The 12,107-nt window shown below is 55.3% G+C and carries 7 protein-coding genes; 5 read left to right on the top strand and 2 right to left on the bottom strand.

The genetic code is table 11. The features are described from left to right. Positions 1-3: 3 nt before the first annotated feature. Positions 4-2,451 (top strand): glycogen phosphorylase, encoded by a 2,448-nt coding sequence (gene glgP, locus B2Q93_RS07835; protein ID WP_040078265.1) that lies wholly within the window; start codon positions 4-6, stop codon positions 2,449-2,451. A gap of 81 nt (positions 2,452-2,532) precedes the next feature. Here glgP and glpD read toward each other — a convergent pair whose 3' ends face one another. After that, positions 2,533-4,041: a glycerol-3-phosphate dehydrogenase gene (gene glpD, locus B2Q93_RS07830; protein WP_046886775.1), complete on the bottom strand. Its 1,509-nt coding sequence runs from the start codon at positions 4,039-4,041 to the stop codon at positions 2,533-2,535. 211 nt (positions 4,042-4,252) lie between these two features. Here glpD and glpE point away from each other — a divergent pair, with 211 nt between their 5' ends. The 3 genes from glpE to B2Q93_RS07815 are packed head-to-tail and all read left to right on the top strand — an operon-like array spanning position 4,253 to position 6,234. Further along, entirely contained in the window at positions 4,253-4,582 is a 330-nt protein-coding gene (glpE, locus tag B2Q93_RS07825; RefSeq protein ID WP_040078267.1) for a thiosulfate sulfurtransferase GlpE, read from the top strand. 44 nt (positions 4,583-4,626) lie between these two features. After that, positions 4,627-5,457, top strand: a complete 831-nt coding sequence (gene glpG, locus B2Q93_RS07820; protein ID WP_040078268.1) for a rhomboid family intramembrane serine protease GlpG — start codon at positions 4,627-4,629, stop codon at positions 5,455-5,457. Positions 5,458-5,475: 18 nt separating this feature from the next. Next, positions 5,476-6,234: a DeoR/GlpR family transcriptional regulator gene (locus tag B2Q93_RS07815; RefSeq protein ID WP_040078270.1), complete on the top strand. Its 759-nt coding sequence runs from the start codon at positions 5,476-5,478 to the stop codon at positions 6,232-6,234. A gap of 134 nt (positions 6,235-6,368) precedes the next feature. Here B2Q93_RS07815 and malT read toward each other — a convergent pair whose 3' ends face one another. Next, positions 6,369-9,074 (bottom strand): HTH-type transcriptional regulator MalT, encoded by a 2,706-nt coding sequence (gene malT / locus B2Q93_RS07810; RefSeq protein WP_046886773.1) that lies wholly within the window; start codon positions 9,072-9,074, stop codon positions 6,369-6,371. A 638-nt stretch (positions 9,075-9,712) separates the two neighbouring features. Here malT and malP point away from each other — a divergent pair. After that, complete coding sequence (gene malP, locus B2Q93_RS07805) at positions 9,713-12,106, top strand: maltodextrin phosphorylase (protein WP_286932446.1); 2,394 nt, start codon at positions 9,713-9,715, stop codon at positions 12,104-12,106. Position 12,107: the final 1 nt, after the last annotated feature.

The raw sequence follows: 12,107 nt of genomic DNA, 5'->3' as shown, positions 1-12,107 counted from the left end.
GATATGAATGCACCTTTTTCTTATGCATCACCCACACTCAGCGTAGAGGCTTTAAAGCACTCCATTGCCTATAAGCTGATGTTCACCATTGGGAAAGATCCGGTCATCGCCAATAAACACGAGTGGCTCAACGCCACCTTGTTCGCGGTGCGCGACCGCCTGGTAGAACGCTGGCTGCGATCCAACCGCGCCCAGCTGTCGCAAGAGACACGTCAGGTTTACTACCTGTCGATGGAGTTTTTGATTGGCCGCACCCTCTCCAACGCCTTGTTGTCGCTAGGGATTTATGACGACGTAAAAAACGCGCTGGAAGAGATGGGGTTAGATTTAGAAGAGTTGATCGACGAAGAGAACGACCCGGGCCTTGGCAACGGGGGTCTGGGACGCCTGGCAGCCTGTTTCCTCGACTCGCTGGCGACTCTTGCGCTGCCGGGGCGCGGCTACGGTATTCGCTATGATTACGGCATGTTCAAGCAGAACATCGTCGACGGGCGACAGAAAGAGTCGCCGGACTATTGGCTCGAATACGGTAACCCCTGGGAGTTCAAACGCCACAATACCCGCTATAAAGTGCGCTTCGGCGGCCGCGTTCAACTGGAAGGGAAAAAATCCCGCTGGGTTGAAACCGAAGAGATCCTTGCCGTCGCCTATGACCAGATTATCCCGGGTTATGACACCGACGCCACCAACACCCTACGCCTGTGGAACGCGCAAGCCAGTAGTGAAATCAACTTGGGTAAATTTAACCAGGGCGACTACTTTGCGGCAGTGGAAGATAAAAACCACTCGGAGAATGTGTCACGCGTGCTCTACCCGGACGACTCCACCTATTCGGGCCGTGAGCTGCGTCTGCGTCAGGAGTACTTCCTGGTGTCGGCGACGGTGCAGGACATTCTGAACCGCCACTACCAGCTGCATAAAACCTATAACAATCTGGCGGAGAAGACCGCCATCCATCTTAATGACACCCACCCGGTACTCTCAATTCCGGAGCTGATGCGCCTGCTGATCGACGAACATAAGTTCAGCTGGAACGATGCCTTTGAGGTAACCTGCCAGGTCTTCTCCTACACCAACCACACGCTGATGAGCGAAGCGCTGGAAACCTGGCCGGTGGACATGCTGGGCAAAATTCTGCCGCGCCATCTGCAAATTATCTTCGAGATCAATGACTACTTCCTGAAAACGCTTCAGGAACAGTACCCGAACGACACCGGGCTGCTGAGCCGCACCTCTATTATCGATGAGTCTAATGGCCGTCGCGTGCGCATGGCATGGCTGGCGGTGGTGATTAGCCATAAGGTCAACGGTGTGTCGGAACTGCACTCCAACCTGATGGTGCAGTCGCTGTTTGCTGACTTTGCCAAAATATTCCCGATGCGTTTCTGTAACGTCACCAACGGTGTTACCCCGCGTCGCTGGCTGGCGCTGGCCAATAAGCCGCTCTCTGAGGTGCTGGATGCGAACATTGGCCGCAACTGGCGTACCGATCTGAGCCAGCTTAGCGAGCTGGAGCAGCATGCCGACTTCCCGACCGTGAACAAAGCGGTGCGTGACGCCAAATTGCTGAATAAAAAACGGCTGTCGGTATGGATGGCGCTGCATCTGAACGTGGTTGCGAACCCGAAAGCGCTCTACGATGTGCAGATTAAACGTATCCACGAGTACAAACGCCAGCTCATGAACGTGCTGCACGTGATCACCCGTTACAACCGTATCAAGGCCGATCCGGATGCCAACTGGGTGCCGCGGGTTAACATCTTTGCCGGTAAAGCGGCCTCGGCCTACTACATGGCGAAGCACATCATTCATCTGATCAACGATGTAGCGAAAGTGATCAACAACGATCCGCAGATTGGCGATAAGCTGAAGGTGGTCTTCATACCTAACTACAGCGTGAGCCTGGCGCAGTTGATCATTCCGGCGGCGGATCTCTCTGAGCAGATCTCCACTGCAGGGACGGAAGCGTCCGGCACCAGTAACATGAAATTTGCCCTTAACGGTGCGCTGACTATCGGCACGCTGGATGGGGCCAACGTCGAGATGCTGGAGCACGTGGGTGAAGAGAATATCTTTATCTTCGGCAATACCACCGAAGAAGTTGAGGCGCTAAGGGCGAAGGGCTATTCACCGCGTGACTACTACGAGCAGGATGAAGAGCTTCGTCAGGTGCTGACGCAGATCGCCACCGGGGTCTTTAATCCGGACGAGCCTGGCCGCTACCGCGACCTGGTGGATTCGCTGATTAACTTTGGTGACCACTATCAGGTACTGGCCGACTACCGGAGCTATGTGGATTGTCAGGATAAGGTTGACGAGCTTTATCGCCGTCCCGAAGAGTGGACCACCAAAGCGATGCACAATATCGCCAATATGGGGTATTTCTCTTCAGACAGGACGATTAAAGAGTATGCCGAGACTATATGGCATATCGACCCGGTAAGGTTGTAAAAGCAAAACGGCAACGTCGGTTGCCGTTTTCATTTTTTCACCCTCACCCTATGGGTGAGGGCATCAGCCCGCACTGTCCCATCAGGACGCAAGCGATAATTCACGCTTTGGGGCGTTTCTGACCAGCCACTGCGCCACGCGCGATTGCTGTTCGGCATCCAGCCACATCCCCTCTTTCGTACGACGCCACAGCGCATCCTCTACACGGCGCACCCACTCGTGCTCAACCAGGTAGCGCAGCTCCGCTTCGTAAAACTCATGTCCGAAGTGCTCGCCCAAATCGGCTATCTCTTTGGCATCGCCGAGGAGCTGAACGCTGTTGCTGCCATAAGTACGGGCATAGTGGCGGGCCAGCGATTCGCTGATAAACGGATAACGGCGACGCAGTTTTGCCGCGTAGTCATCCCGGTTTCCGTCGATATCACCCCCCGGCAGGGTAGCGCCTTTGGTCCATGCCGGGCCGATGCCGGTGTAATACGGAGTCAATTTCTCCAGCGCGTGTTCCGCCAGCTTACGGTAGGTGGTGAGCTTACCGCCAAACACGGAGAGCAGCGGCGCCTTACCGTCTTGATCGTGGATATCCAGGGTGTAATCACGAGTAATGGCCTGCGGCGAATCGGATTCGTCATCGCACAGCGGACGCACGCCGGAGTAAGTCCAGACCACATCTTCGCGACCCAGCTGCTTTTTGAAGTGCGCGTTATACACCTTCAGCAAGTAGCTGATTTCGCTCTCGTCAATTTCGACATTTTTGGCGTCGCCTTTGTACTCCACGTCGGTGGTGCCAATAATGGAGAACTCATCCATCCATGGGATCACAAACACGATGCGCTTGTCTTCGTTCTGCAGAATATAAGCCTGCTTCTGGGTATGCACGCGAGGCACGACGATATGGCTGCCCTTGATAAGGCGAATACCGTACGGCGAAGGCAGCTTCATGCCGTCGTCAAAGAACTGTTTCACCCATGGACCGGTCGCATTAACCAGCCCGCGCGCTTGCCAGCTGAACTTCTCGCCGGTATCGATATCTTCTGCTTCAACAATCCACAGACCATTCTCGCGGCGTGCGGAGGTCGCGCGGGTGCGGGTTTTCACCTCACCATTTTTGCGAACCACCATTTGCGCGTTTGCGAGCACCAGACGGGCATCATCGACCCAGCAGTCTGAATATTCGAATCCGCGCACGATTTCTGGCTTAAGGACCGATTCTGCGCCAAAACGCACACCGGTAGAGCCGGGCAGACTGGTGCGTTTACCCAGATGATCGTACATAAAGAGACCGATACGAATCATCCACGCCGGGCGCAAGTGCGGGCGGTGAGGCAGGCGGAAGCGCATCGGGATGGCGAGATGCGGGGCCATTTTCAGTAACACTTCGCGCTCAGCCAGCGCTTCGCTCACGAGGCGAAACTCGTAGTGTTCAAGGTAGCGCAGGCCGCCGTGAATCAGCTTGGAGCTGGCGGAGGAGGTTGCGCAAGCGAGATCCTGCGCTTCCAGCATTAATACCGACAGACCACGGCCAGCGGCATCGGCCGCAATCCCGGCACCGTTGATGCCGCCACCTATCACAATCAGATCTTTGGTTTCCATCGTATCCTCACGCACTTTCGCTTACGTTCAAAAATGTTCGATATCGCTCATAATAGCAAAGGAACGCGCCTTTGGTAACATTAAAAAAACAATTTAGAGTGATACAGCTAACATAATGGCGTTTACCCGCCGCCAGGACGTACACTAGAAGGTAAAATAGTGGGGTCCTTACCTCACTTCGCACTACCCTGAATAACCGAAAGAGAGCCGCATGGATCAGTTTGAATGTATTAATGTCGAAGAAGCCCACCAGAAGATGCACCAGGGAACCGCTGTACTGGTAGATATTCGCGACCCGCAAAGCTTTGCCATGGGTCACACCCCGGGTGCGTTTCACCTCACTAACGCCTCCCTTAGTGATTTCATGCGTGACAACGACTTCGATACCCCGGTGATGGTGATGTGCTATCACGGCAACAGTAGCAAAGGTGCAGCACAATACTTGCTGCAACAGGGTTATGACGCGGTCTACAGCGTGGATGGCGGTTTCGACGCCTGGCACCGTCATTTCCCGGCGGAAGTCGAGCACACTGGGTTTTAAGGTATATACTGTCCCCCTTTGTGTGGAATAAGCGACCGCTGCCAATGCTGATGATTACCTCCTTTACCAACCCGCGCGTCGCTCAGGCGTTTGTCGATTACATGGCGACGCAGGGTGTGATCCTGACTATCCAACAACATACGCAAACGGACGTCTGGCTGGCAGATGAGAGCCAGGCCGAACGCGTGCATGCCGAGCTGGCGCGCTTTCTGGAAAACCCGGGCGACCCGCGCTATCTGGCGGCCAGCTGGCAATCCGGCCACACCGGTAGCGGGCTGCACTACCGCCGTTTTCCGTTTTTAGCCACGGTGCGTGAGCGTGCCGGCCCGTTCACGCTGCTGCTGATGGCGGCCTGTATCCTGACGTTTATCATCATGAACGTCGTAGGTGACCAAAGTGTGATGGTGCTGCTGGCCTGGCCCTATGATCCGTCGGTGCAGTTCGATGTCTGGCGCTACTTCAGCCATGCGCTGATGCACTTCTCCTTCCTGCACATTCTCTTTAACCTGCTGTGGTGGTGGTATCTCGGCGGTGCCGTAGAGAAACGGCTCGGCAGCGGTAAACTCATTGTTATCACTCTTATCAGCGCCTTGCTGAGCGGCTATGTGCAGCATAAATTCAGCGGCCCGTGGTTCGGTGGGCTCTCGGGCGTCGTTTACGCCTTGATGGGCTACGTCTGGCTGCGCGGCGAGCGTGATCCTGAAAGCGGCATCTTTCTTCAGCGCGGCTTAATTGCCTTTGCGTTAATATGGTTAATTGCCGGATGGTTTGATCTGTTCGGAATGGCGATAGCTAACGGTGCACACGTGGCCGGTCTGGCCGTTGGGCTGGCGATGGCGTTTGCCGATACGCTGCATGCGCGAAAACGAACATAATTCTGGCAGGGATATTTGATGAAACAGACACAACGTCATGATGCCATTATCGAGCTGGTGAAAAAGCAGGGGTATGTCAGTACGGAAGAGCTGGTTGAACAGTTCGCCGTCAGCCCGCAAACCATTCGCCGTGACCTGAACGACCTGGCCGATCAGAACCGAATTTTACGCCACCACGGCGGTGCGGCGCTTCCCTCCAGCTCGGTCAATACCTCCTGGCATGATCGTAAAGCGACCCAGACGTCAGAAAAAGAGCGTATCGCCCGTAAGGTCGCGAGCCAGATCCCAAACGGCGCCACCTTATTTATCGATATCGGTACCACACCGGAGGCGGTGGCCCACGCGCTGCTGGACCATGAGAATCTGCGCGTGGTGACGAACAACCTGAACGTGGCCAATACGCTGATGCAGAAAGAGGATTTCCGCATCATCCTCGCCGGGGGAGAGTTGCGCAGCCGCGACGGCGGGATCATTGGCGAAGCGACACTCGATTTTATCTCCCAGTTCCGCCTCGACTTCGGCATTCTTGGCATTAGCGGCATTGATACCGACGGCTCGCTGCTGGAATTCGATTACCATGAAGTGCGTACCAAGCGCGCCATTATTGAGAACTCCCGCCACGTCATGCTGGTGGTCGATCACTCGAAATTCGGGCGTAACGCGATGGTGAATATGGGCAGTATCAGCATGGTGGATGCGGTCTATACCGATGAGGTGCCGCCTGAAGGGGTGCTGAAGGTGATTAACGACCATAAAATGCAGCTTGAGCTGTGCTGAGGTAAAAGCAACACGAAAACTTCGGTTGTCATGCCGATCGGTTAAACAGGGTGGAATTGTTCCGTTCACCTCATGTTCAGCGGAATATGGCATGACAACCTGAGGTTGCCATTATCATTTCTGTACGCGCATAACTACACGCCATACCCCATCATCTTCAGCAGCTGCTGGGCATGCTGTACCGCATCCTGGCGATGCGCCACGCCAAGTTTCTGGTACAGATTACGGATATGGGTTTTGATAGTGGTTGCGGCTACCGCCAGCTCCCCGGCGATCTGCTCATTGCTATATCCCGAGTAGATTAACCCCAGCACCTGCCATTCACGCTGGGTGAGCGGGCTGGTGCGGATAAGCTCAGGCACTTCCGGATGGGTCAGCAGACGCTCGACAAAGGTCTCATCGAAATGGGCGAATTTGTGCCGATGGTGCTGGTTGATTTCACGCAGAATACGCTGCGCACGGTGCTGATCCAGCTCGGGCAGGGTGTTCAGTTGAATCAGCTGACGTAACTGTTGCGCCATGGTTTCGCCCTCAATCACAAAGTGACTGATAAAGCCGGTGCGGTTAGCCAGCTGCAGCGCTTCCAGTAAGACGCGCTGGGCATCAGTTTTACGACCTGCCTGCCAGTAGAGCTGGTTTTGCAATAGCAGGTTACGGTTCAGGTCGCTCATCAGACGCAGGCTGCGTGCGTTTTCGTTCAGCTCTTCCAGCACGATCTCTGCCGGTTCGAAATCACCCAGTAAAATCTGCACCCGGGCGATGTTGCGCCACTGGCTCTGCAGGAAGTGATTATTGGCAAATTCTGGCATCGGCGTCTGGCGTAACCAGTTGGCGGCCGATTTTTTATCACCCACCATCTGCCAGTAAATCACCCGCACTTTATCCGCATTAGAGACCCAGTCGCTATGGTACTGGCCGTTGCCAAGCAGGTTTTCCAGGCGATTAAGGTGGTTACGGGCGTTATCCAGATCGCCGCGCGCCAGTGAACACTGCACCAGCAGCGCCAGGCACTGCAGCTGCTGTTGCGGCTGGAATGCCGAAAGCACTTCCACGCCGTGGCGGGCGGTGCTTTCTGCTTCATCCAGACGGGCCCAGGCCCACAGCAGCTGGGCGCGAATACGCAGCAGGAATTCGTGCATCGGTAATTGTTCAAGATGCTGCTCGCGGATCAGCTGGAATGCCTTCTCCTGCGACTCCCAGGCGGCCTGTAAAAAGCCCTGGGCAAACAGAATCTCGCTTTGTTGAATCAGGCTCCACAGCGCGTAGTGCCAGACATCGTGCCGACGTGCCATCTGTTCGGTCTGCTGCATCAGCGCCAGCGAGCGGGCGAGATCGCCTTTACAGTGCAGCACTTCGCCATGCACCGAGGTGGCAACGATACGGCTATAGAAGTTCGCCAGCGGCAGCTCATCGAGAGCAACCATCGCCAGGCGTTGAGCCTCTTCCTGATCGCCATCGTTAATGGCGACCTGGGCGCGCAGGGCGTTAAACTCGCCGTGCAGCGAGCTATCCATATCGCCTTTCATCTCTTGCTCGGCGCGGGCAAGCAGGGTATTCACTTCGCTGTAGCGGTGCTGGCTCTGCATCAGCCATGCCTGCAGCAGCACCAGACGCGGGTTCTCCAGCAGGCTCTCCCACGGCAGGGCACGCAACGACTCTTCCAGCAGCGTCAGTTCGCTATGGTTGAACAGGCTCCAGGCGTGATTGAGCAGGATATCGCGCAGCATATGGGCATCACCCGCCGCCAGCGCATGGTGGATGGCCTCGCTCGGGAAGCCTTGCGCCATCCAGCTTTCCGCTGCGGCGCGGTGGATCTCCGGCAGCTCGGTGGCCAGCTCCCACTGACAACGCTGGCGCAGGAAGCTGCCAAACAGCGGGTGGTAACTAAACCATTCGCCGGAGTCGTCCATGCGTTGCAGGAACAGCCCCTGGCGTTCAATCTCCTCCAGCCGCATCTGGCCATTGTCTTCACCGGTGACGCGGACGATCAGCGCATCGTTCATCGAACGCAGCAGCGAGCTCTTCAGCAGGAACTGCCGCGTGGAGGTGTCAACACTGTCGAGCACTTCGTCGACCAGATAATCTGACAAGTGGCTGGCGTTAATGCCTGCCAGACGCCGTGCGGATTGATGTGTGGGACTATTGTTCTGCCGCGCGGAGAGGGCGATAAGCTGTAAAGCGGTAGCCCAGCCGGCAACATCGTCACACAGACGGCTGCTCTCGGCGGCTTCAATCGGGGACGTCAGGCGGCAGTCGAAGAACTGTTTCGCCTCCTGATGGGTAAAGGAGAGCTGCTGACTGCCCAGCTCAAGCAGTTGATCGCGAACGCGCAGGTTGGCAATACCCAACTGCGGAAGGTTACGCGACAGCACCACCAGGGTAAGGTTTTCTGGCTGATGGCGCAGGAAGAAGCGCATCGATTCATGGATCACCGGATTGGTGATCAGATGATAATCGTCAATGACCAGGAATAGCGGACGGTGCCACTCGGCCAGCTCAATAAACAGCTGCGAGAAGAGCGAAGAGAGGCTGGCATACTGGCGCTTTTGCACCATGACTTCGCTGGTGACGCAGTGGCCGTTTGTGGCTTGCTGAATGGCGGCGATCAGATAGCTGGCAAAGCGCTCCTGCTGGTTATCGCCCTCATCAAGGGAGAACCAGCCAAGATCGCTTTTACCTGACGCCCACTGTGAAATGAGCGTTGTTTTGCCATAGCCCGCAGGGCTCGTTACCAGCGCCAGTCGGAAATTGTTCGCGCCGGAAAGTTTCGCCAGTAACCGTTCGCGAACCACGGTATGGTCAAGACGAACGGGGCGACTTAATTTGGACGGAATCAACATGGTATTCACTTCACTGTGTGGAAAACGAGAATTTTGATTTTTTTTGCGCTTCGTAATTAATGCTTATAAGTTCGGCCAGAAACACTTTTATTGCAAGTTATGACCGTTTTTAATGCGCCTGAATTTGCACTCTGTCACAAAAATATTACCGCATGGCAGGGAACTTTTATATTGGCCTTGAGAGCGCATGGATACTGGGTTGCACCGAAGCTGCTGCTTTAACAAGCCAAACCGTAAACGAAGGTTAACAATCACCTGAGTTAATAAAGTTTCGCGACTGTCATCCCTATAAAATAAAACGTTGGTTTAACGTTAATGTCGAAAAATATTATTTCACGTGAGTAATTATTTCTTGCCTGCGCTATTTCTGACGACCTTAAAAAACATATTGTCACAAGGATGACCTTATTGTGTTGATGACATTTCGTTCATCCTCTTCTGAGACAGGCGGCGATTCGGACTGTTTTCTTGAGCGCTGAAGGGCGAAACCGGGTGGATAAAGTGGCCACGATCACACTTTGATGCTCATCCCCGGTACTCCTCCCTGGCTAATCCCTGGCAGGAGGAGGAAGAGCGTTTATGAGCCAGGCACACTAGCACCAACGTGTTTATTTTTTTCTACAGGATGCCGTTTCCCTATGTCACAGCCTACCTTCAACAAAGCGCAATTTCAGGCCGCACTGACGCGTCAGTGGCAACGTTTTGGTTTAGTCGCCGCAGAGGAGATGACGTCTCGCCAGTGGTGGCAAGCCGTTAGCGGTGCGCTCGCCGAGTTACTGAACGCCCAGCCTGCGGCAAAGCCGGTTAAAGGGCAGCGTCACGTCAACTATATCTCCATGGAGTTTTTGATTGGCCGCCTTACCGGTAACAACCTGCTGAACCTGGGCTGGTACCAGGAGGTGAGCGATGTGCTGAAAGGCCACAATATTCACCTTACCGATCTGCTCGAAGAGGAGATCGATCCGGCGCTGGGTAACGGTGGGCTGGGGCGTCTGGCTGCCTGTTTCCTGGACTCAATGGCGACGGTTGGCCAGTCGGCCACCGGCTATGGTCTGAATTACCAGTACGGCCTGTTCCGTCAATCCTTTGCGGATGGTCAGCAGAAGGAGGCGCCGGACGACTGGCATCGCGGCAGCTATCCCTGGTTCCGCCACAACGAGGCGCTGGATGTGCAGGTGGGCATCGGCGGTAAAGTGACAAAAGCGGGGCATTGGGAGCCAGGCTTTACCATCACCGGCCAGGCCTGGGATCTGCCGGTGCTGGGCTACCGTAACGGCGTAGCTCAGCCGCTGCGCCTGTGGCAAGCGACACACGCTCACCCGTTCAACCTGACCAAATTCAACGACGGTGATTTCCTGCGCGCAGAGCAGCAGGGTATCGACGCCGACAAACTGACAAAAGTGCTCTACCCGAACGACAACCATCTGGCGGGTAAAAAACTGCGTCTGATGCAGCAATACTTCCAGTGCGCCTGTTCAGTGGCCGATATTCTGCGTCGCCACCATCTGGCGGGCCGTAACGTGGCCGATCTGGCTGATTTCGAAGTTATCCAGTTGAACGACACTCACCCGACGATCGCTATTCCGGAACTGCTGCGCGTGCTGATCGATGAGCACCAGATGAGCTGGGACGATGCCTGGGCCATCACCAGTAAGACCTTTGCTTACACCAACCACACCCTGATGCCAGAAGCGCTGGAGTGCTGGGATGAGAAGCTGATTAAAACCCTGCTGCCACGCCATATGCAGCTGATTAACGAGATCAACAACCGCTTCAAAAAACAGGTCGACCAAACCTGGCCAGGCGACAAAGCAATCTGGGCGAAGCTGGCGGTCGTCTATGACAAACAGGTGCGGATGGCGAATCTCTGCGTGGTGAGTGGCTTTGCGGTGAACGGCGTGGCTGCGTTGCACTCCGATCTGGTGGTGAAAGACCTGTTCCCGGAATATCACCAGCTGTGGCCAAACAAATTCCACAACGTGACCAACGGCATTACGCCGCGTCGCTGGATCAAACAGTGCAACCCGGCGCTCTCTGCACTGCTCGACAGCACTTTGCAGAAAGAGTGGGCTAACGATCTTGATCAGCTCATCAACCTGGAAAAGTATGCCGATGACGCGAAATTCCGCGAGCAGTATCGAGCCATCAAGCAGGAGAACAAAGTGCGTCTGGCAGAGTTTGTCAAAGCGCGCACCGGCATTGAGATCAACCCGCACGCGCTGTTCGATATCCAGATTAAACGCCTGCACGAATACAAACGTCAGCACCTGAATTTGCTGCATATTCTGGCGCTGTACAAAGGGATCCGCGAGAACCCGCAGGCCGATCGCGTACCGCGCGTATTCCTGTTCGGTGCCAAGGCGGCACCGGGTTACTACCTGGCGAAAAACATTATCTTTGCTATCAATAAGGTGGCAGAAGCGGTTAATAACGACCCGAAAGTGGGCGATAAGCTGAAAGTGGTCTTCCTGCCGGATTACTGTGTTTCAGCGGCAGAGCTGCTGATCCCGGCGGCGGATGTCTCAGAGCAGATCTCCACGGCCGGTAAAGAAGCCTCGGGCACCGGCAACATGAAGCTGGCACTCAACGGCGCGTTGACCGTGGGTACTCTGGACGGCGCGAACGTGGAAATTGCCGAGCAGGTGGGCGACGAAAACATCTTTATCTTTGGTCATACCGTGGAAGAGGTGAAGGCCCTGAAAGCCAAAGGCTACGACCCGGTGAAATGGCGTAAGAAAGATAAAGTGCTGGATGCCGTACTGAAAGAGCTGGAAAGCGGTAAATACAGCGACGGGGATAAGCACGCCTTCGACCAGATGCTGCACAGCATAGGTAAACAGGGCGGCGATCCTTATCTGCTGATGGCCGACTTTACGGCGTATGTGGATGCGCAAAAACAGGTGGACGTGCTGTACCGTGACCAGGATGCCTGGACCCGCGCCTGTATTCTGAATACCGCGCGCTGCGGCATGTTCAGCTCTGACCGCTCAATCCGTGACTACCAGGCTCGTATCTGGCAGGCAAAACGCTAAG

Source organism: Leclercia sp. UBA5958, from assembly GCF_002430365.1.
GTDB lineage: Bacteria > Pseudomonadota > Gammaproteobacteria > Enterobacterales > Enterobacteriaceae > Enterobacter > Enterobacter pneumoniae.
The sequence above is the reverse complement of the archived record's forward strand: the minus strand, read 5'-3'. Positions and strand labels throughout refer to the sequence as shown.